The organism is Bdellovibrio sp. SBM16, assembly GCF_056175625.1.
The window spans coordinates 477,746-499,538 of the sequence record NZ_JBJKJG010000001.1 but is presented as its reverse complement, the minus strand read 5'-3'; the positions used below and the strand labels follow the sequence as shown (position 1 = coordinate 499,538).

The following is a 21,793-nucleotide window of genomic DNA, read 5'->3' as shown; positions in this document are numbered from 1 at the left end:
AGTTATGCTAGCGTGAAAAAATGTTCCGCACAAACGATCTTGAGCAATTAATGCAAAAAGTTGATGAAGCAGGCTGGGGGACAATTTCTCTCCCCCCCGATATCTGCAGCGATTTGCTTGCGCGTTTAAAAGACGTTGAACAACAGGGCTTATTAAAATCAGCCACCATCACACAGAGCACTGATCAGGCCAAGACCATTCGCAACGACTACACCTACTGGTTAGAAAAGAGTCAAAGCCCCACCGAAAAGCTGCTGCTTGAAAACCTTGAACAACTGCTTATGCAGTTAAAAAATTATTTCCGCATCGGCCTGACTCATCTTGAATGCCATTTTGCTTTATATCCCAAAGGCCATTTTTATAAAAAACACATCGACCAGACCGCTGATCATAATAGGCGTTTTTTTTCGTTTGTGATCTACCTTAACCACGACTGGAATGAACACTTAGGCGGAAAGCTGATTGGCTTTAACGGTGAACAGAAAATTTTTGAACTGCTGCCGAACTTTGGCCAGATGATCGTCTTTCGCAGTGATATTCCGCACGAAGTTGAACCAAGCGCGAGTTCACGCAGATCCATCGCCGGATGGTTTCGCGTATGAAAAATCTGAACTCACAAAAAGATGTAGTTTATTTTATCTTATTTGACCGACTGGCGGTGCGAATCGGGATTATGGTGCTGGCCTTTTTAGCCACCTTGGCCGGTTTAGCGGTGCCTTATTATCAGCGTGATTTTATGACGCAACTAACAGCTTCACCCCTGTTGATCTGTACCCTGCTGGCGCTGGTTTCATTTATCTTCCTGCAGCTGACTAACTTTTTAGGCCAGCGCGAAGCCTTAATCACGCAAAAAGAACTGGCCGAAAAACTCTATCACCATATCTTACGTTTAAAGCCGTTAACCACCAGTCATAAAACCGTCGGCGAGATGGTCGCACTTTACACCACTGATATTCCAAGCTGTACAATGTGGCTCGAGCAAACAATCCCCTACGCCCTGACGACAGCTTTTCCGCTGATCTTAGCGCCGATCTTTCTGAATCTGGTGTATCACATTCCGTACAGTTTAACTCTGATACTGATCCTTGCCATCGTGGTGATCAATCTGCTGCTGGCCCGCAGGCAGTCTGGTTTTTTCTATCAGTTTAAAGTTTTAGCCGGCCAGCGCATGGGTCTGGTTAACGAGTGGATCCAGAACATTAAAAGTTTAAAATCATTAAACTGGGTTCAGGGCTTTGAATCTAAGATCATAAAAAAACGCGTCGAAGAAACCAATAACCGTATTGCGATGGTGACTAATGGTCAGATCATGAACTCGATTTCATCGAGCGTGACCTTCTGGCTAAATTTAGCTGTACTGTTTTTTATCGCTTACCTGCATAACGAACTTATCGGACATATTGATCTGATTGCGGTGATGTGGGTAATGGGCGTGTTTTTGGCTAAACCGCTGCGCCAGCTACCGTGGTTTTTCACCATGATGTTTGATGCCTGGACCTCGATCCGCCGCACCGGAGAATTTTTCAGTTTAAAAAATGCCACTTATCATATTGATAACCCAAATATCCCGCTTAAAGATGATGAAACCCTGGTTGTGAATCAATTGAATTTAATCATTCAGGATAAACCCGTTTTAAAAAATATAAACCTGTCGATTAAAAAGCACGAAGTCGTGGCCCTTATCGGCCCAATCGGCTCTGGTAAATCGGTGCTGTTAAAATCCATCATGAAAGAAACCCCATTTACGGCGAAACGATTAGATAAGCTGGCGCATAATTATCTTCCGCAAGAGCCGTTTATTTTAAGTGCGACATTAAATGAAAATATCGTACTCGAATATCACGAAGACGAACGACAGCAGCAAGAAACTTCAGTGCGGGCGCACAAGGCCCTGACCCAGGCACAGTTTGATATGACCGGTGACCGTATTGCGGACGGACTTAAAACCGTGATCGGCGAACGGGGGTTAAATATTTCCGGCGGTCAGAAACAGCGTTTGAATTTAGCGCGGCTTTTTTATAACCCGCAGCCGATTTTTTTACTAGACGACCCGTTCAGCGCCGTTGATGTCGGTACCGAGAAAAAATTAATCCAAGCGCTTTTTACGCTACGTAAAGACGGGCATAGCTTTCTGGTGATCACCCAACGTTATGAATTTTTAAAACACTGTGACCGCGTCATTTACCTTGAACAGGGCGAGATCAAGTTTGATGGTGCCTATGCCGAATTTATTACGCACACGAAGTACCAGAAATTTATCGCCGGAGATGTGCAGTGACCGCCGGCAAAACCAAGAAAGCTTTTTCAAAATCAATCTTTGATACGCTTCTTCAGGCGTACCGCCCTTTTTTAGTGCGCATTATCGCGGTGGTCTTACTGGGATTTGTCGGACGTTTAATCTTTTTATCGAATGCTCAACTGATTGCAAAGTTTTATGATTCACATCCAGTTATAGTGCGCGAAGATTTGGTTAATCTGACAACAACTCTGTTATTCGTGCTTGCAGTTTCATCGGTCTTCACGGTTTTGTACCGCACGGTCTTTTCGCGCCTTTCAGCCCTGGCGGTTTCGCGCATTTACGATGAGACGACTTACCGAGTATCGCGCTACCCGCTATCCTATTTTGACCATACCCCGGTCGGTAAGATCACCACCCGTTTTTCGAGTGACTACGGCAATGTCTTTCGTTTATTCGGAGGGCCACTGGCCGAGTTTTTATCGATTATTTTTGACCTGATCGGTATTTCGCTTTTGATTTTACTGACGCACCCTTATTTTGTGATCAATCTGGCGTTGGCAGGGCTTGGATTTTACCTGATCTTAAAACGTAACCAATTGCGACTGCGCGGCCATCGCCGCGAAGTTTCCATCCTGCGCGGCCCGTCAGTTGCACATTTTTCCGAAACTGTGCAAGGCAGTCTATCTATTCGCCAGAATGCCAAAGTTAAAACCTTTATCAGCCGATTTTTAAAATTAGATGATCTGTATATCGCGAGCAAATTTAACATCATTAAAAGCATTATGCGCTTTTCGACCGAGTTAAATATTATTTCGACCTTACTGTTTTTAGCTAACGGTCTGTTGGGAATGTATCTGGTGCAAGAAGGTAAACTCGGTGCCGGCCAGGTGGCGGTGATCTTAGGGTTTACTATCTTAGCCACCAACACCCTGCAGATGTTTTTCGAGTGGTATTCACAGTTTGAAGAGGCCTTAGTCGGCGTTGAACGTATGGATGAGTTTATCAGAAATCCGATCGAAGAAGGGGCTCTGCTTCCTGCGCATGCGGACTTTGAAACCCATCACCCGAAAAAGGTAAAGGCAAAATCTCAGCCTGAGACTTCCGCCGTCAAAGTCCCCGCAGAATTTAAGTTAAGTGTCGAGAATCTGTCGCTGACTTATCCTGGCCAAAGCCAGCCAACGCTATCAAATGTTTCTTTCAAACTTCAGCCCTCGGAAAAGCTGGGCATCATTGGCCGCACCGGCGCCGGAAAATCAACTTTGATTGCAGCTCTGTTACGCCTGTACCCGTTCAATCAGGGGGTGATCCTGATTGATAATGCCTATAAAACAGATATCGAAGAACACCGTGGGCAGTTTTCGCTGATTTCGCAGGATCAGTTTTTCATTAAAGGCACCATCAAAGACAATTTAGACCTGTTTAACCAGTTTTCAAACGAACGCTTAACCGAAACGCTCAAACTCGTCGGATTACAGTTTCAATTAAATTTTATGCTGGAAGAGAAAGGACAAAACCTTTCACAGGGTGAAAAACAACTCCTAAGTCTAGCCCGCGGACTTCTGCAAAATGCCGAGATTTTCATTTTCGATGAGGCCACAGCCAACATCGATCCCCAATCAGAAAAATTAATCGAATTAGCTCTGAAAAAGACTTTAGCCGATAAAACACAAATCCGAATAGCACATAGACTGCAGACAGTTTTGGATTGCGATAGAATTTTATGGCTTGAAAACGGACAGGTAAAAATGTTAGGTTCAACGCCGGAAGTTTTACGCGCATTCGAAGCAACGCGATAATGACTTGGTCGTGTCGAAGACACGAAAAAAACAACTTGGATTGGGCGACCTATGTCGGAAGAAGAAAAACCACTAACTCCCGAAGCGGAATTAGCAGAAAACGAAGGCGATCAAAACGCTGTTGATGAAAACAGTGTTGAGTATCTTCGTACGCATTGGTCACAGCTTCCACCGGCCCAGTCACACGAGGCGTTTTTTCGCCTATCCCGCACAGATGCAGAAGAGCTGTTCTTGTCTCTTACGGCACAGGATCAATATCCTCTTATCAAAGAATGTTCGACACTGGAAAAACGCTCTTGGGTGCGCTTACTTGCTCCCGATGACGTGGCCGATTTAATCCAGGAAGAAGATGCCGAACACCGCGAAGAGTGGTTAAGCCTGCTTGACCCGCAGACCAAACGTGAAGTCGGCGTGTTACTGGCTTACGCGGAAGATAACGCCGGGGGGATCATGTCCTCGCGCTTTATTCGCTTACGCCCGACCATGAACGTTGATGAAGCGATCAGCTACATCCGTTTACAGGCCAAAACCCAGGTTGAAACGATTTACTATGCTTATGTCTTAACGACCGATCAGAAACTTTTAGGCGTTGTCTCATTTCGAGAATTATTCGCATCGGCTCCGAACAAAAAAGTCGATGAAATCATGCATACAGATATTATCCGCGTACCGGTTGATATGGACCAGGAGCAAATCGGTCAGATCTTCAGTAAAAATAACTTAATGGCCTTGCCCGTTGTTGATACCGATGAAAAAATGGTCGGTATCGTTACTTTCGATGACGTGGCCGAAGCGGTGCAAGAAGAAGCCACCGAAGATATTCACAAGATCGCTGGTATGGAAAGCTTAGAGGCACCGTATTTACAAATCGGTTTTGGCGAGATGTTAAAAAAACGCGCCGGCTGGCTGGTTGTTCTCTTGGTCGGTGAAATGTTCACCGCCACGGCTCTTGGTTATTACGAACACGAAATTCAGCGTGCCGTTGTATTATCAATGTTTTTACCGTTAATTATTTCTTCAGGTGGTAATACGGGTTCACAGGCTTCGACCCTGGTGATCCGTGCGATGGCCTTAGGCGAAGTCCGCTTAAAAGACTGGTGGCGTGTGTTGATCCGCGAGCTAAGCACAGGATTGTGTTTAGGATTAATCTTAGGGGCTATTGCGTTACTGCGCGTGTATCTATGGCCATGGGCAGAACAAATGTACGGTCCGCACTACAAACATATTGCCTACACCGTCGGTGCATCAATTATCGGCGTAGTGTTATGGGGCACGATCTCGGGATCGATGTTGCCGTTTATGCTACGAAAATTCAAACTCGACCCTGCGTCAGCCTCTGCTCCGGCAGTTGCGACGATCGTAGATGTTACCGGGGTTATTATTTATTTTACTGCAGCAAGTTTAATTCTAAAAGGCATTCTGCTGTAATGGCATTAATTCTGCTTCGTTGAAGGCATGTATCAAGGGATTGATACAGCACTAAACTAAGGAGAGTTCAATGCGAAGTAAGTCACACCTTGCGACAACGCAAAACAAAAATTTCTTATCAGCTGTAACAGCCATCATCATCACCACAGCCATTTTTTTAACTCAGCCCGCAGCGGCCAACGACATGACTCCTGAGGATGAAGCGATCTTAAACGAATTTCTCGAAGACGTGTATGCCACAGACTCGGTCGCCAAAAACAAGGCCACAGAAATCAAACAGTGGGTGCAGCATATCTATGGCGAACTTCCGATTCTGGGAACTAACCTGTTAACAGTGCAACCCGTCGACTATAAAACCTTCTGTCCGAAATACAACGCCTTGAATGAATCGCGCAAAAAACAATTCTGGGCCTTGTTTACGCTAGCCATTGCCAGATATGAAAGTGCGCTCGATCCCAAAACCGCTTATAAAGAAAGTTTCACCGACAACACCGGTAAACGTGTGATCAGCCGTGGGCTCTTACAAATTTCTTTTGAAAGCAGTAAAGGTTATTACTGCGGGTTTACCACCGCACAAGAGATTCACCACCCGACCAAAAACTTAAGTTGCGGTATCAGAATTTTAAATAAATGGATGAAAACTGATTCACGCATTGCAAGCAAAGTCGGATCTAAATGGAAAGGCGGCGCACGCTACTGGGCCGTATTACGCGCAGGCAAAAGTAATTCCTACAAAAACATCGTCAAAGCGACAAACGCAATTCCATTTTGTAAATAACACCAATCCTTAAAACGATGCCCTTATGCAGCCCCCCTGCATAGGGGCATTTTGGCATTGTCCATGCTTAGTTAAACAGTATGTATTGAGGGAATGATACACAGTTTTTTAAATCAACTAGGGGGATTTAAATGTTACCGGAACCACAAATTGCGGCGAAACAAGATAAAAATTACTTAAAAGCGCTCACACCACTGATATTTACAGCAGCAATTTTTTGCCATGAGAATATTTATGCAATGGCTATGCGACCTTATTATATTGAATATGTAAGTCAGCAAAATCATCCACCACAACAAAGAACCTGGAGTGCAAAAACTCCTGCACCGACGGAAGATGCGCCCGCAGAAGATGATCAGGCAGCGAAAAAAGCTGAAGATAAAAATATCGATCCTGATGATCATGACAGCGCTGATTTTGTGCGGGAAGTGATCCCTCTCTGGGAGAAAAAATCAGTTAATCACCGTTCATGGAGCGAACATGTCTACGATCAACTTCCTGAATTAGGGCCAGACTTGCTTACGGCTAATCCATCTGATGCAAAAATCTTCTGTCCTAATTATGCGAATTTAAGCGAATCAAAACGAAAACAGTTCTGGGCATTTTTTATTTCTTCGATGGCCAAATTTGAAAGTAATTTTGATCCCAAAGAAGCTTACACCGAAGGATTCAGAGACAAAAACGGTAAATACATTATAAGCCGCGGCTTACTGCAGATTTCGATTGAAAGTTCGCATAGCTATCGCTGCGGCTTTAAATCAACAGCTGAAATGCACAGCCCGACCAGAAATTTAAGCTGCGGCATCCGTATTTTAAATCACTGGATGAAAAAAGACAGACGGATCGCCAGTAAATACGGCGCCGGATGGAGAGGCGGAGCCCGCTACTGGTCGGTGTTACGCGCCGGCAAAAAAACATCGTATCAATCCATTGTAAAATGGACTAACGCCTTACCGTTTTGTCAGTTATAGATTTGTTGTAAGTAAAGCTTACGTAGGCACCAGACCCTGCGTAAGCCCCTGCACTTGTGATTTCAGACTATCGGTGATGTTTAAAAACTTCACCCCGAAAGAGTTAAGTTCACTTGACCAGACAATTTCGCCTTCGATCTCATCAACCACATCAGAAATTTTTAATTTGATTTTCTGACCTTTAGCAAACTGCTGTTCGGATTTAAATGACAAACCGCCGACCGCTAATGTTTGCGAAGCCGCATTCACGACCTGGTCGCCGATCTGGATCATGACCTCTTTAGCCACGTTGAAACGCTCGTATTGGCGCATTGACTTAGCCGGCTGTAAATGTCTGCGGCGCAAGCGATAGGCTACAGCCAACGGTAACCAGATCATAAAAACAATCGCTAACGTCTGACCAACATTGCCGCCCGGAGGTGGTCCTTGTTGCAATTCCTCAGCTAACGTTTTAACCATACCACAGCCACCGGCTTTACCACCTGATTCAGGAGCGGCTGATGAAAATTCAGATTTATAAACCGGAGAATAACTTGGCGACCAGGCCTGTGCAGAAACCTGCGCCTGTGCAATTTGCGTGACTTTAAGTGCATTTACGCGCCCGCCAGTCTGCGAATAACCATTTAAGTACGGCGACACATCAATTGCCGACATAATTACACCGCGAATCTGATACGCAGATAACTGCGGAGCTTCACGCAGGGCCAAGGCTGCAAGGCCGGCAACAAAAGGAGCCGCCATCGAAGTACCACTGAGTGAATTAATGCAATAGTTGATATTTGCCGGGTTAGAACAATGGCTTCCAGGAACAGTACTCATGATAGACGATCCCGGTGCAAACACATGCACTAACGATGATGAGTAATTTGAAAAACCTGATCGGCGGTCACTGCCGGTTGAAGAACCGACAGAGATATTATTGGGCGTATCTAACGCCGCCGGATACATCGGGTATTGATTTAAGTTATAACCCGAATTTCCGGCTGCGGTGACAATGACTACGTTTTGTGTGTACGCATAGGCGTAAGCATCATGTAACGAGCGCGAATAAGAAGGACCACCCCAAGAGTTGTTAATAACTTTTGCCCCGTTGGCGATGGCGTAATACATGGCATTGATCGCACTTGCTGTCGTGCCTGAGCCGTTTCCGTCCAAAAATTTAAGCGGCATAATGCGGATTTTGGATTCGCGCACTTCTTCTTCAAAAATATCCTGGCCGGCACCTAACACAATACCTGCCACATGTGTTCCGTGATCGGCATCGTCGTACATGTACGGTGAATTATCGACAAAGTTCCAGCCGTTGATATCATCGACATAACCGTTACCGTCGTCATCAACTCCGGCAGAACCGAATACTTCGGCCATGTTCTGATAAATGGCGCCTGAATCTTTAAATACAGCGTGATTAATATCAAGGCCGGTGTCGATAACGGCCACAATAGTTTTTGTTGCCGACGCCGGTAATTTTTGTAACCCCCACGACTCACTCACCTGTACCGGCGCACCCGACTGGGAATAGCGGTCAGTTGAACTTGCCGCTACACCCATCTGGGTGAACGAATCATCGCCTTCATTTTGTTTATAACTTGGATCTAAACTTAGAATATAATTTGGCTCAACAAACTCCACATCAGGATTGGCCTGCAGAGCTTTTAAGTTAGTCGACGTCACATCACTGATATGCATCATGCCAGCAGCTTCAAACTTACGTTGCACGGCTACGCCCTTTAAGGCCGCCATAATACGCACGCCTCTATCAACGGCAAGTTTATTGGCCACAGCCATACCGGCTACGCCACCTTTACCAGCCGAACGAACTGCGTTTATTTGCGGTTTAAATTTTACAATGTACTCGCCGGACACGGCCACACCTGAAGCCCCAACGACCTGCGAAGAGAAAATGAATGCGAGAGCAAGTAAAAGCCTACGTGCCAGAAAGTTAAATGACATACTTAGATTATCGTCTGGTTGCCACCTATTCTAAAGGCCAACACCCGTAAGTCTCACTTTAAGACAACAAAGTGATTGTCCAATTTAGAGAACTGTTTATAAAATAGATGTAAGATGTCTCGATTGCAGAAATTATTTATTAGTGGTTTAGTTGCGTTTTTACCTATAGCTTTGTCGATCTATGTGATCACCTCAGGCATCGCCCTTATCGAAAATTTATTGGGAAATTATTTGCGCCAGATTTTACCGGACGGCACCTACATTCCGGGATTTGGCTTCATGGCCACAATCGGTCTGATTTTATTTTTAGGTTTTTTAGTTGATAACTTTGTCACCGCTACGTTCTTTCGCCGCGTTCAGGAAAAATTGCGGGAAGTGCCGTTGATCAAAATCGTTTACTCACCGCTTCGCGATTTAATGCACCTGTTTGCCAAAGGCCAGGAACAACAAACCATGCAGAAAGTAGTGCTGGTGCATTTTACCAGATCGCACTCGGTGCTGGGGCTTGTAACCCGTGAATCGTTTAACGACCTTGGACTTAAAATGATTTTACCGACTGACCGGATCGCCGTTTACATCCCGATGAGTTACGGTCTTGGCGGCTACACGGTTTTAGTCAATAAAGCAGATGTTGAAGCTGTCGATATGCCAATCGAAAAAGCGATGAGCTTGGCTCTTACCGGCTGGATTAAGACCGACACCGAACCTCCAACAAAACAGGAAAATCAATAACGTGAGCACACCAAGAACACAATCGATCACTGAAAAAGCATTAGATATTAATTTGGATAATTCACGTTACGGGTCATTTGCCGAAATCGGTGCCGGCCAGGAAGTGGCGCGCCAGTTTTTTCAGGCCGGCAAAGCCTCGCAGACCATCGCCTTAACAATCTCAGCTTACGATATGACTTTCAGTGATATCATTTACGGCAAAGAAAAATCCGGCAGATACGTGTGCGAATCCCGCGTGCGCAAAATGCTGGACCGCGAATACGATAAGTTAGTTGAGCGCTTAGGCTCGGTACGCGGAAAAAACACTGCATTTTTTGCTTTCGCTGATACAGTTGCTACCAGCTCTGAAGGCAAAAAAAACTCGCACGGCTGGATGGGATTAAAGTTCCAGCACAAACCGGGTGCCCAGCCCTCAGAAGTCGTTTTACATATGCGACTGCTCGACCGCCACAGATTACAACAGCAGGAAACGCTGTCGGTTTTAGGGGTAAACTTACTGCACTCGTCTTTTTATAAAACCGCGCACCCGCAGGAATTTATTGAAAGTTTATTTGATAAAATCAAAACCGGCTCCATTGCCTGTGATGCGATCCATTTCAGCGGCGAAGCGTTTAAAAAATTTGACGAAGTAGCGGTTAACCTGCAGATGGTAGAACAGGGCTTCAGCGAAGCCATCTTTATCAATGCCGAGGGCAAAGTGCAAAACGCCTCGGACGCTTTGTGGGGTAAGGATATTTTAGTACAACGTGCTTTTTTTAACCCGGTGACCAACACCCACCTTGATGTTATGGAAAAAGGCACGAAACACTTTTCTAAAGAATTCGGCACGAAAGCCAGTGACATCGTAAATATTTTTGAATTCACGATGAATAACCGTATTAAAAATACCAAAATTTCAGTCGACGAAGCCCTGACTAAAGTAAAAATGATTTCGTCACTTAAAAAGCCGGTTCTGGTAAGCAGTTTTTCTTTGTTTTACAAACTTAAAGAGCACTTACGTTTAATGTCAGACCGTCCACTGGGAATCGTGATCGGCGCTACTAACTTAGAAAAGCTTTTAGATGAGAAGTTTTACTTTGATTTGCCGGGCGGAATTTTAGAGGGCATGGGAAAACTTGTAGACGAAAAAACCCGTCTTTACATCTACCCGCACAAAACCGAAATGATGTGTTTACAGGTAAAAAGTTTCTTTCCGAAACCGAATATCAAAAACCTGTATACACACTTTGTAGAAAATAAATTTATCCAGGATATCGCGGGCTGTGATGAAATTCAGGAATTCGTGCATTCAGATGACATCTTAAAGCTGGTTAAAAAGAAAGATAACCGCTGGAAAAAACTGGTTCCCGAATCGGTCCAGTCAATCTATATGGAGCAGGTCAAACACGAAGCGCGCAAATAGCGCGCTTTTTTAGATTCAAAAAAACAACTATGATAACGACTCAAGCCACTCGACAACTGACTGCACCGGCTGTCCGGTAGCTGCACCGGCATGTAAGGCGCCGGTTGCTTTATCAGTCCACGAGTACACATCAAGATGCGCCCATTTTTTACCATTAGTAAACTTCTGTAAAAATAAAGCCGCTGTGATGGCACCACCAAAACCGCCGCCCGAGTTTTTAAAATCCGCAAACTGCGAACTTAAATCACCCCAGAGCCTTTGATTTAACGGCATACGCCAGTTCGGTTCACCGGAACGCTGGCCTGCTGTCATAAAACCTTGCGCCATTTTATCGTCATTTGAAAACAAACCTGCAGTTTCACCGCCAAGAGCTACTTTAATCGCTCCGGTAAGAGTTGCGATATCAACCAGGTACTCTGGCTCGTCATGGCCCGTTTGTTTTGCGGCAACATCCATCACATCTGATAACACTAAACGGCCTTCGGCATCGGTGTTATCAATTTCTACCAAAAAGCCGGCGCGTGATTTGTACACATCACCCGGACGCATAGAAAATCCATCTACAGAGTTTTCGGCTAACGCTAAATAAAAATCACAAGGTCTGTCATAGCCGGCGCTGTCAGCCCAGAAAGCCAATGCCAGAACTGATGCGGCTCCGCCCATATCTTTTTTCATTAAGCGCATGGCGCCTGAAGGTTTGATATCAAGCCCTCCGGTATCAAAGGTGATCCCTTTACCAACAAAAGCGATCGGTTTTTTGTTTTTCGCTTTAGCTTTCGGGCGGTATTTAAAACGGATCATGCGCGGGGCTGTTGGCGAACCCGCTCCGGTCGCACAAAGTAACCCCATACCTTCGGCTTCACATTTTTTCTCATCCCAGACGATGATTTCTGTGTTTTTTGAAAATGGCAGATCATAAGCCAGCTGCTCAACAGTTGCCGGATTGATAACATTCGGCGGTAGATTAGTTAAATGGCGCGCAATCTGCACCGCCACCACTTTTTTAAGGGCTGCTTGCAGGCTTTCGTTTTTAATATTTAGCTGAACCTTTAAAGCCTCGGTTTTTTCAGCCGCATTTTTGAAATGGGTTAAAAAGCTATAGCTGGCTAACTCAAGACCAACGACCGCACCTTCAGTCACCGTATTATCAGCGCCCTGAAAATAGACTGATACGCTCTTTAATTTTAACGCTTTGATCTGCCCCAGAACTGCGCCGAACTGGTCGCGCGCAAACGCGTAAGCCGATTCATTTAACAGGCCGTCATGGTCAGAAGCCATACCTGCAGCTTCAAAGATGATCCAAACCGGACCGTTTCGGCCGATAAAATGGATGTTTTTTTTGTCAGATTTTTTTAATTCTTCGATCTGAAAATCAAGGGCGTGGGTTTCAACCAGAGCTTCCAGGTTTTTGACTTTATTCTTCGCTTCTTTGGCGCCAAAGTAATAGATAATCGCATCACACTCTGACAACTTGTTAAAGTTAGTCACAATTTGAAAGTTAATGTGCGGCTCTAGAATTGAGCTAAACGATTTTTTGGTTTTTGAAGCAGTTTTTTTCATATTTTCTCCGATAGACCTTCACTTTACTCGCTCGTCTGTTAAAATCAATACGAGATGTTTGATTCCGTAAACCTTAAATTCTGCCTGCTCAACGCTGAAAACCTGTTTTTGCTGTTTGACCAGCCTTTGCCTAAAAACTTCGAGAAGATGGAAGAAATCCAGTGGCAAAAACTGTCGACGTCGATCTATGAGAACAAGCCTCTTTTTAAATTAAAACACCTGGCGCGCACCATTCAGGACACCAATTCGGATATCGTTATGCTGTGTGAAGTCGGCGGCCTGGAATCACTGAAGAACTTTAACACCCTATTTTTAAACAGCGAGTATTCACCGATTCTGATCGAGGGTAACTCGGACCGCAATATCGATGTAGGTTTTTTAATCAGAAAAAACCAGAGTTTTTATTTTGATCTTCTGACCCATAAAAACCGGGATTTGAATTTTCTTTACCCGCATGAGGTAAAGTCTAAAAACGAAAACTACCCGTTAAAAATCACCAGCCATAAATTTTCACGCGATTGCGCCGAACTGAGACTCTTCACACGCGAACTTGAAAAGCCGTTTTTGATTGTTTTACTGACACATTTAAAATCGCCGCTGGACCCCGAACGCATTGATCCAAATGGCACTGAACGCCGTGGCGCAGAGCTGAAAACCTGCCTCGAAATTTATTCTGAGCTTAATAATCAGTTTCCTGAGACGCCAATTATTTTTGCTGGCGACTTCAATGGCACAGCCAGCAGCGTAAATACCGATCCGGAATTTCTGCCTCTCCATCAGACAACTCAGCTTAAAGATATTTTTGAGATCGCAAATGTAAATAGTGACAATCGCTACACTTTTTACCAGGTACGCTCCGGACTTCGCTCGGAAGGACGACAAATCGATTACTGCTTTATCGACGAAAAATTTAAGCATCTATTAAATCTGCAAAGCGTTGCAGTAAGTGACTTTAAAGATGAGTACGGAAGCCCGATTAAAAAACCGGAAACTCTCGAACAAAAAATGGCACTGCCATCGGATCATTACCCTATCGTATTTGCTCTTGATAACATAAAAATTTAGTGTCAGCATTATCTTGTGAGCCTGAAGAAACAACCGCTGCATGCGAATTTTCAAGTGAGTGCTTTAAGTGTCTATGTGCCAAATGAGTCACAGCCGGACAAGCGCTTACATTTATTTGCCTACAAGGTCACAATCAAAAATATCGGAAACTCGCCGGCACAACTCGTATCGCGTCACTGGACAATCACAGATGGCTTAGGCCACCAAGAAGATGTGCGTGGCCCGGGTGTTGTAGGCTTACAGCCGCGCATTATGCCCAATCAAACTTTTGAATATGAAAGTGCCTGCCCCCTGACAACAAGTTCAGGTAGCATGAAAGGCACTTATCAGTTTATGTCGGATGAAGGCGAACCCTTCAACGTTGAAATCCCCGAGTTCTATTTAGTCGCGCCTCAGGCCGTACACTAAAAATAAGTCAGGCATTTTTAGCTACACATAAATTTACACGCTTAGCTTTTCCCTCTTGATTTCGGTTTACACCTTTCACCCAACCTAATCGTTAAATGCCAAAACCCGCTTATGACAACTCTTCAAAAAAAATTGTAAACCCAAATCAAGAGCAAAAAAAATATCAAGTCTGAAGGCACGATGCCGTCAGCAAGGCCGCCCCAGGAAGGCGACTTCTAGCGCAGCGGCCGATCAAAGCCGCGTACGCACGAAGTTGATAATCTCACAGGCCGTTGTAAACATCAGTTCAAAATCCATTTTCGGATGATGAGCTTCACCCTGCTCGGGTAAAAATGGCACATGGACAAAGATCGCCGGAATCAAAGCATTATGTTTTAAGACTTTAAAGTACAAATTATTGCAGACAAAGGCTCCTGCCGAAAACGAAGTTTCAACACGCAGCTTACGCTCAGCTAGAAACTCGGCTAATTCATCTACCGGAAAATTCGACATCACCGCAAGCTCACCATCACCGATCCGACCCACTCCGGGGTTAAACCCTTTTTCGTCAGAAGCTTTGGTTTGATTCCAGTTGAGCGCAATTTTTTCTAAACACACATTCGGTCTCCCGCCCGCCTGCCCGAACATAATGACAAACTTCGGATGAACAGTATCAATCTGTTTCTGCAACTCCAGATAGGCGCGCTCGAATTCAACCGGCAAAATCACGGTTATCAGGTCTTGATATTTTACTTTAAGTTTCTCGACCAAAAGCTCGCTGGGGTTAATTTTTTCATTTAAGAATGGTTTAAAACCCGAAACTAAAATCATGGAAATCTCAAAGAGGTCTTCCACTTATAATCTTGCGGATCGTTGATCTTATCAAAGCCATTGGTCGCCGTATAAACATAGCGTTCATGCAAGCGGCCGGTCTTACCAAACCAGAATTCGATCTCACGCGGAAGTATTCTATAGCCACCCCAATGCGGCGGGCGCGGTACTTTTTGACCTGCGAATTGTTTTTCAATCTCGGCCATACGGCTATGAAACTGATCAAAGCTTTGCAATTCTTCTGACTGCAGGGACGCCCACGCCCCTAATTGGCTTAAACGCGGTCGCGTTGCAAAGTATTGATCAGATTCACTGTCTGTTAATTTTTCGACGATTCCAGAAATTCGGATTTGTTCATCTATATGCGGCCAGTAGAAATTGGCACAGATGTTTGGATTCTTTTCAAGATCATGACCTTTACGGCCAAGATAATTGGTATAAAAAGAAAACCCACCGCGAATCATTCCTTTAAAGTACACGATTCGTACAGTGGGTTCATTCTTATCGTTCACCGTGGCGATCGACATCGCCTGGTGTTCAGGTATCCCCTTGATCTGAGCCGCCTTAAATAAACTTTGAAAATTCAAAAAAGGATCTTTTTTAAAATCAAAACTCATAAGAACCTCAGATTCTCCAGTAGATCTGACGGCACGATGCCGTCAAAAAGCCAGCCAGGATGGTAATCTCGCGACTACTTTTTACCTTTTTTAGCTGGAGCTGCTGGAGCAGCTGCTGCTTTAACGATATCTAATAATTCAACTTCGAATACTAAAGCTGAATTTGGTGGGATGCCTGGACGACCAGAAGCACCGTAAGCTAACTCAGGTGGAATGAAAAGTTTGTATTTAGAACCAACTTTCATCATTTGTAATGCTTCTGTCCAACCTGGGATTACACCGCCAACTGGAAATTCAGCTGGTTGACCACGGTCGTAAGAAGAATCAAATTGTTCGCCAGTGATTAAAGTACCTTTGTAGTGACATTTAACAGTGTCAGTTTTAGTTGGCATAGCGCCAGTACCTTCAGACACAACGATGTATTGAAGACCAGAAGCTGTAACTTTAACACCTTCAGCAGTTTTGTTTTTTTCTAAAAACTCAGCTGATTTAGCTTTGTTTTTATCTGCTTCTTCAGTTTGTTTTTTCATAGCCATTTCTTGTAACTTCATCATGGCTTTTTGGATCTCGTCTTCTTTTAATTCAGACTTGCCAGCCATAGCGTCAGTTAAAGATGCCGCTAAAGTTTTTGCATCGATTTCGATGTTTTGCGCTTTTAAGTTACGACCGATCTGTTGACCGATAGCGTAGCTCGCCTGACCTTTGTCAGATTTTAGATCTGGCTTGTTACAGCCAACAAGTCCAATAACTGCAACCGCAGTTACTAACATGATTTTGTTCATAGGTGTCTCCTGTTAATGTTGTTTTTGTATTTCTTAGTTGAATCTGTGTTAGCAGAATTCTTGTTAAAAAATAAAATTCGTTTACACTAAAAAGCATGATCGAATTCCTAAACATTTCAAAGATTTAACATGCTGCACATAAGCCTTTATTTTTTAGCCTTAGTTTCACTTTCAACGTCACCAAATTGGGCAAAACTTAATCAAATGCCTGCAGCCACTTTGGGTTTTTACCGTTTAACCGGGGCAACCCTCCTGCTTTTGCTCTATCTTGTGGTAACTAAGAAATTAAAAAAGATTAATTTTGACCGAAATTTTGTCTGGGCTTTGTTTTCCGGACTGTTTTTCTTCTTACACCTATGGACCTACAAGTTTGCCTCCAAACACACCCTGGTCTCAAATACCATGATCCTCTTTGCCACCAACCCGGTGTGGGCCACCTTAGGCGGACAGGTGTTCTTTAAAGAATACATCAAACCACGGGTGATCTTCTCCTATATGCTGGCACTGATCGGTATCTTTATGCTGGTCGCACAGAACTTAAAACTTACCCCGGAAAACCATATCGGCAATGTTTCAGCCCTGGTTTCCGCCCTGTTTTACGCTTTATATATGCTCTCCGGCAAAAAGGCCCGTTTACATATGCATAACAGCGATTTTTCGGTCGTACTCTATGGCAGCTGCGCGGCGATGTTTGCCATCGCCGTACTGTCCACTAACTCACCGCTGACCGGCTTTTCTGATGTTTCGTGGTGGGCAGTTATCGGTTTGATCGCGTTTCCGACTTTTTTAGGCCATATGAGTTTTACTTACCTGGTTAAACACATGAACCTGGGCTTAATGACCTGTGGCAAACTGATCGAGCCGATTCTAGCCAGCTTATTTGCCTATTTTTTATTTAACGAACACCTGGGAAGTAATGCAATCTACGCCTTTATTTTGACAGGTATTTCCGTACTTATTTTATTCTGGCCAACAATTAACAAACGCGCAAATATGTAAGCGCTATGCGCATTTTAGTTATTGAAGACCAAGCTAAAACCGCCCAGTTTCTAAAACGTGGGCTTAACGAAGTCGGCTACTCAGTCGATATCGCCGAAACCGGCTCGGCCGGCGAAAGCTATATCGCAAGTTCAGAATACGACCTGATTATCTTGGATGTGATGCTTCCCGATCAAAACGGAATGGATACCGCCCGTCATATCAGACGCGATGGTTTTCAGGGCCCGATTCTGATGTTAACGGCTCTTTCAACAACTAAAGACAAAGTGCACGGGCTAGATGCCGGCGCCGACGACTATTTAACCAAACCGTTTGCGTTTGATGAATTATTGGCCCGCGTGCGCGCCCTGCTTCGCCGCAACTCTTCAGGTTCAAGTGTAACTTCGGTTTTAAAATACTCTGATCTAGAAGTTGACCTGATCCACCGCCGCGTCACCCGCGAGGGCAAAGAAATCACACTGACCGCCAAGGAATTTTCGCTGCTCGAGTACTTTATGCGTAACCCTGAACGCCCGCTTGGCCGTGTTTCGATTGCCGAGCATGTGTGGGATATATCGTTTGATTCTGAAAGCAACGTGATTGATGTCTACATCAATCTGTTACGAAAAAAAATCGATGCCGGATTTTCAAAAAAACTGATCCAGACCGTGGTCGGCGTAGGTTACGTCTTAAAAGACAGCCATGAAAAGACTTAGCTTACGTGTTCGCTTAACCGCACTTTTTGTTTTAATTTACGGGACAACCACGATTTTATTCTCGCTGTTTGCTTACTACGAACTGGACGAATCACTCTTAGAAGACTTTGATATCGCTCTTTACAACTACTCAGTCGACATCTCCCAGACGATCGAATTTAACCCGACTTTTGATTTAACGTTACCGCAGTTATACATGGAAGAAGGTAAGATCTTTCCGTTTCCGTCGGGAACAGCACTTATTCTAGTGCGCCATATCTCAGGCGAGATCTTAAGCCGTAGCGGCGAATTTGGGTTATTTCTTCCGCCATTTCAGAGCGAGGTTAAAAAAATTTTACGTGGCGCTGATTCAGCCTACACCACAATCGCCGATACGGATCTGATCCCCAACGCGGAGGCTTCTACTTACCGTGTGATCACTTTTCCGCTCGATAGCGAAACTAACCCGCGCCTGTTTTTACAGATCGCAGCCCCGCGGGTGTATAACGAAACCCAGACCCGCCAGATGAAAAACATCATCACGTTTGGCTTTCCGGCGGTGTTATTGATCGCCATTTTTGCCGGTTTATTCTTTGCTTCGCGGGCGCTTAAGCCGGTGCAGGAAATGATATCCTTTACCAACCGCTTACGCCCCGAAGATTTACATGAGCGTATCCCGCTACCGACTTCGCGTGATGAAATCCGAAAACTGGCCGAGACCTTAAATGCCATGCTGGCGCGGATTGAGCGCGCCTTTACTTCGCAGGAGCGTTTCGTTGCCGATGCCTCACATCAGTTACTTACGCCGCTCACAATTTTAAAAGGCGAAATTGAAACCAACGCCCGCACAAGCAAAGATGATCAGCAGCAGCTGGTGTACAAAAGTTTACTGCAAGAGGTAGATAATTTATCCCGGATTGTAAAAGACATGCTGTTACTTGCGCGCATTGACGCCGGCGAAAGCGCCATGCAATCCGAAGAAATTTATTTAGACGAAACCTTACTGGATGTGATCGCACGCCTACAGCGCCTGGCAAAAACCAAAAATATCCAGATTTCTTTTGATCTGTTAAACCAAGAGCTGCGGGCCCCGATTTTAGGTGATGCCGACTTACTTTCTAATCTTGCAACCAACTTAATTGAAAACGCAATTAAGTACTCAACCGAGGGTCAGCAAATTTTGGTTAAACTCGAATGGCACCCCTCATACAACAGACTTGCAATCGAAGATTTCGGCCAGGGGATCCCAGACGAGTTAAAACCACAGGTTTTTAACCGCTTTAGCCGTGCTGATACTTCAAGTAAAACCAAGGGCTTTGGTTTAGGCCTTGCGATTGCGCAGAAAATTGCACTGCTTCATAAAAGCGAAATTCAATTTATTGATAAGACCACTCCGGGAACCCTAATTGAATTAAAGTTCCCGAATAAATAATCTAGAAATTGCCCAGAATCATAAAAAAGAAAATCGCAACCGTGGTTGGGATCAGGGAGGCCAGCAAAAGTTTACCGGCATTTAAACTCGCATTCGGAAAACGCGATGCTAAAATCGAAAAACCCGCAGGATTTGGTGCATTGGCTAAAATCGTTAGACCACCACCGGTAATTGCACCTGACACTAACGCCCACTTAGAGGCCTCAGATAAAGTCTCGACCTGCGAACCCAAGTAAGTTAAGGCGGCATTATCCGTGATCGCCGTTAACCCGGTAGCGGCAAAGAATAAAGTTTTATCGGTGATCACCTGTAAAATCGGCGTTAACCACCATTTTTGCATTGATCCGAAAACAATTAAACCCGCCAAGAAAAAGCCGACTAAAAATGCTTCTTTAAATTTTAAACCGTCCTGGTATTTCTTGGTCACTGTCGTAAGCCCGATAAAAGCCATAAATAAGCTCATAAATACAATTTGATAATGCGAACTCATCACCACTAACACCATTAAAAGAAGATGCGAAATAACTACCCACCACGGCATCGGATAATGTTCTTCTTCCAGGCGACTGATCTGGGCCACGATTTTCTTTTTGAAGATCAAACAGAATAAAAAGGCATTGGTAAAAACTGCACAGATCACCGCTTCACCGAGGTTGATGAACACATCTTTTAAACCCCAGCCAAATTTTTGGGCCACAATTAAAATCGGAGGTGCGGCAAAATGTGTGAGACCGCCACCTATAGATACGTTTACAAATAACAGCGCCAGTGTCGCGTACAACAGTTTTTCGTCGGCTTTATCCAGCATGCGGTACAAAAGTAGCGCGATAATAGTGATCGCCGCAGGCTCAGTGATTAATGACCCAAGTAACGGGCCAAAACTTAACAACACGAACACCTGTATCACTTTTTCGTTGGCTGGAACTATTTTACCTAGTAAGTGAACGATCGAGAGTAAAAACTTACGCGCCACTGTAACTACTGGCCGGGTTGATGCCAAAATCATAATACAGAACACAAACAACGGTTCTGTCATATTTAATGATTGTTGGTAGGCAATCACTTTTGCCGGGCCCTCAAGTATTGCCCAGAACACAAGAAAAATCCCGGCCCAGAAACCGAACACGACTTCGACTTCGGCTAACAAATGAAAAAAGGCTTCTTGGCTTGAACCTTCGGGATAACGTTTGCTTAATTTGGCAAAGACCGGTGTTGCAAAGCTGTGGACTAATGCCGCAGCCAGAAACACCGTAGATAGCACTTCTATTGACATAAATTCTTGTTCACTTCCATATACTGGCGCTGCTCATTAATTTCCTGGGCAGACACCGTCATATCGTCAGTAGAACATTGGTTGGCTTTAATTTCATTTTCAATCGCATTTACTTCGCGCGGAGTTAAATTTAATTGCCACACAAATTTGATCTGTAACCAGTAACGCAAATACTCACAGACAAAAGCGCGATTAGGCGGTGTCCATTCAAGCGGAGATTTATCCGATTTACGCATATTTTCAGGACCATTTACCGCTAAAAGGTGAAAATCATTTCCTAAAAAGTTTGCATATAAACAGCGTTTCGCATTTGTCCAGGAATGGGCACCGGTCATGTAAGCATTTTTTAATGCCACCACGTGATCGATCTGAATATCATCGGCATCGTTGTAATTCTGATTGGTGTACGGATCGTACCAGTCACCGCTGATCACCGTGCAGTTATCGTTTAGCTTAACGGCCACTTTAGAATCGCGCTGTAAAACAAGTGCACGCGTGTTCATGCATGAGGTTTTAATCGGCTTGATCCATTCACCGAACTGATCGTCGCGATCATAGTCACGCGCCGGTTGCGGAAAATTGGCCGATACACGGCGGAATGCCGCCAAATTAACCTTCTCTGGCATTGAAACTACCGCAGCGGAAAATACGAAATAATGATTATATTTAAAAGTTTCTGAAGAGGCTTGTGTCAGCTCTTCGTAGGCCGATGAATTGGCTACGGATGTATGCAGAGCTTTGGCGTGTGTTTGCACGGCAAAAAATAACAGCCCTGATAAAAATAGATCCCTCATCATCATCCTTCAACCCCTTCCTTGAAGTTTGAATTCAACTTGGCTACATTTCATAAAATTAAAACAAAGAAGACAACTAG

At 44.5% G+C, this 21,793-nt stretch carries 19 protein-coding genes and 1 pseudogene; 13 read left to right on the top strand and 7 right to left on the bottom strand.

The features are described from left to right. Positions 1 to 20 precede the first annotated feature (20 nt). From AC04MM_RS02255 to AC04MM_RS02230, 6 genes are all read left to right on the top strand, one after another. Entirely contained in the window at positions 21 to 602 is a 582-nt protein-coding gene (locus AC04MM_RS02255) for a 2OG-Fe(II) oxygenase (RefSeq protein ID WP_475378687.1), read from the top strand. Beyond that, positions 599 to 2,278: an ATP-binding cassette domain-containing protein gene (locus AC04MM_RS02250; protein WP_475378686.1), complete on the top strand. Its 1,680-nt coding sequence runs from the start codon at positions 599 to 601 to the stop codon at positions 2,276 to 2,278. Before AC04MM_RS02255 ends, AC04MM_RS02250 begins: the two co-directional genes overlap by 4 nt. After that, positions 2,275 to 4,035 (top strand): ABC transporter ATP-binding protein, encoded by a 1,761-nt coding sequence (locus tag AC04MM_RS02245; RefSeq protein ID WP_475378685.1) that lies wholly within the window; start codon positions 2,275 to 2,277, stop codon positions 4,033 to 4,035. Before AC04MM_RS02250 ends, AC04MM_RS02245 begins: the two co-directional genes overlap by 4 nt. A gap of 51 nt (positions 4,036 to 4,086) precedes the next feature. Further along, a complete protein-coding gene (gene mgtE / locus AC04MM_RS02240; RefSeq protein WP_475378684.1) occupies positions 4,087 to 5,463 on the top strand; it encodes a magnesium transporter in 1,377 nt (458 codons plus the stop codon). A 70-nt stretch (positions 5,464 to 5,533) separates the two neighbouring features. After that, complete coding sequence (locus tag AC04MM_RS02235) at positions 5,534 to 6,241, top strand: transglycosylase SLT domain-containing protein (RefSeq protein WP_475378683.1); 708 nt, start codon at positions 5,534 to 5,536, stop codon at positions 6,239 to 6,241. Positions 6,242 to 6,372: 131 nt separating this feature from the next. After that, entirely contained in the window at positions 6,373 to 7,212 is an 840-nt protein-coding gene (locus tag AC04MM_RS02230) for a transglycosylase SLT domain-containing protein (RefSeq protein WP_475378682.1), read from the top strand. An 18-nt stretch (positions 7,213 to 7,230) separates the two neighbouring features. Here the strand turns inward: AC04MM_RS02230 and AC04MM_RS02225 are convergent, their stop codons facing one another. Then, positions 7,231 to 9,165 carry a S8 family serine peptidase gene (locus tag AC04MM_RS02225; RefSeq protein ID WP_475378681.1) on the bottom strand — a complete coding sequence of 645 codons (1,935 nt, stop codon included), beginning with the start codon at positions 9,163 to 9,165 and terminating at the stop codon, positions 7,231 to 7,233. Positions 9,166 to 9,279: 114 nt separating this feature from the next. On the opposite strand from AC04MM_RS02225, the gene AC04MM_RS02220 reads away from it, so the two are divergent. Together AC04MM_RS02220 and AC04MM_RS02215 are read left to right on the top strand one after the other, a co-directional pair. Continuing rightward, complete coding sequence (locus AC04MM_RS02220) at positions 9,280 to 9,897, top strand: DUF502 domain-containing protein (RefSeq protein ID WP_475378680.1); 618 nt, start codon at positions 9,280 to 9,282, stop codon at positions 9,895 to 9,897. 1 nt (position 9,898) lies between these two features. Next, entirely contained in the window at positions 9,899 to 11,299 is a 1,401-nt protein-coding gene (locus AC04MM_RS02215) for a hypothetical protein (protein WP_475378679.1), read from the top strand. A gap of 27 nt (positions 11,300 to 11,326) precedes the next feature. Here AC04MM_RS02215 and AC04MM_RS02210 read toward each other — a convergent pair whose 3' ends face one another. Further along, positions 11,327 to 12,859: a leucyl aminopeptidase family protein gene (locus AC04MM_RS02210; protein ID WP_475378678.1), complete on the bottom strand. Its 1,533-nt coding sequence runs from the start codon at positions 12,857 to 12,859 to the stop codon at positions 11,327 to 11,329. 54 nt (positions 12,860 to 12,913) lie between these two features. Here AC04MM_RS02210 and AC04MM_RS02205 point away from each other — a divergent pair, with 54 nt between their 5' ends. After that, positions 12,914 to 13,924: an endonuclease/exonuclease/phosphatase family protein gene (locus tag AC04MM_RS02205; RefSeq protein ID WP_475378677.1), complete on the top strand. Its 1,011-nt coding sequence runs from the start codon at positions 12,914 to 12,916 to the stop codon at positions 13,922 to 13,924. A gap of 15 nt (positions 13,925 to 13,939) precedes the next feature. Beyond that, positions 13,940 to 14,332: a Co2+/Mg2+ efflux protein ApaG gene (apaG, locus tag AC04MM_RS02200; protein ID WP_475378676.1), complete on the top strand. Its 393-nt coding sequence runs from the start codon at positions 13,940 to 13,942 to the stop codon at positions 14,330 to 14,332. A gap of 231 nt (positions 14,333 to 14,563) precedes the next feature. Here the strand turns inward: apaG and AC04MM_RS02195 are convergent, their stop codons facing one another. The 3 genes and pseudogenes from AC04MM_RS02195 to AC04MM_RS02185 all read right to left on the bottom strand — a co-directional run bounded on the left by AC04MM_RS02195 (position 14,564) and on the right by AC04MM_RS02185 (position 16,541). Further along, positions 14,564 to 15,142 (bottom strand): pyroglutamyl-peptidase I, encoded by a 579-nt coding sequence (locus AC04MM_RS02195; RefSeq protein ID WP_475378675.1) that lies wholly within the window; start codon positions 15,140 to 15,142, stop codon positions 14,564 to 14,566. Continuing rightward, a pseudogene (gene pdxH / locus AC04MM_RS02190) lies at positions 15,139 to 15,768 on the bottom strand (pyridoxamine 5'-phosphate oxidase); the annotation flags it as partial. The gene AC04MM_RS02195 and the pseudogene pdxH, both read right to left, overlap by 4 nt. Positions 15,769 to 15,833: 65 nt before the next feature. Continuing rightward, positions 15,834 to 16,541, bottom strand: a complete 708-nt coding sequence (locus AC04MM_RS02185; protein ID WP_475378674.1) for an FKBP-type peptidyl-prolyl cis-trans isomerase — start codon at positions 16,539 to 16,541, stop codon at positions 15,834 to 15,836. 129 nt (positions 16,542 to 16,670) lie between these two features. On the opposite strand from AC04MM_RS02185, the gene AC04MM_RS02180 reads away from it, so the two are divergent. Genes AC04MM_RS02180 through AC04MM_RS02170 form a run of 3 tightly spaced genes read left to right on the top strand, consistent with a single transcriptional unit; the run spans position 16,671 to position 19,646 of the window. Further along, on the top strand, positions 16,671 to 17,540 hold the full coding sequence (locus AC04MM_RS02180; protein ID WP_475378673.1) for a DMT family transporter: 870 nt from the start codon (positions 16,671 to 16,673) through the stop codon (positions 17,538 to 17,540). Between the two features lie 5 nt (positions 17,541 to 17,545). Beyond that, positions 17,546 to 18,235, top strand: a complete 690-nt coding sequence (locus AC04MM_RS02175; protein WP_475378672.1) for a response regulator — start codon at positions 17,546 to 17,548, stop codon at positions 18,233 to 18,235. Next, positions 18,222 to 19,646, top strand: coding sequence for a sensor histidine kinase (locus AC04MM_RS02170; RefSeq protein ID WP_475378671.1), 1,425 nt, complete (start codon positions 18,222 to 18,224; stop codon positions 19,644 to 19,646). The genes AC04MM_RS02175 and AC04MM_RS02170 overlap by 14 nt, the downstream gene beginning before the upstream one ends. A gap of 1 nt (position 19,647) precedes the next feature. Here the strand turns inward: AC04MM_RS02170 and AC04MM_RS02165 are convergent, their stop codons facing one another. Both AC04MM_RS02165 and AC04MM_RS02160 read right to left on the bottom strand, forming a co-directional pair. After that, the gene (locus tag AC04MM_RS02165) at positions 19,648 to 20,919 is read right to left on the bottom strand and encodes a putative Na+/H+ antiporter (RefSeq protein WP_475378670.1); all 1,272 of its coding nucleotides are present in this window, start codon (positions 20,917 to 20,919) and stop codon (positions 19,648 to 19,650) included. After that, complete coding sequence (locus AC04MM_RS02160) at positions 20,910 to 21,719, bottom strand: GmrSD restriction endonuclease domain-containing protein (RefSeq protein WP_475378669.1); 810 nt, start codon at positions 21,717 to 21,719, stop codon at positions 20,910 to 20,912. Before AC04MM_RS02160 ends, AC04MM_RS02165 begins: the two co-directional genes overlap by 10 nt. Between the last annotated feature and the right edge of the window lie 74 nt (positions 21,720 to 21,793).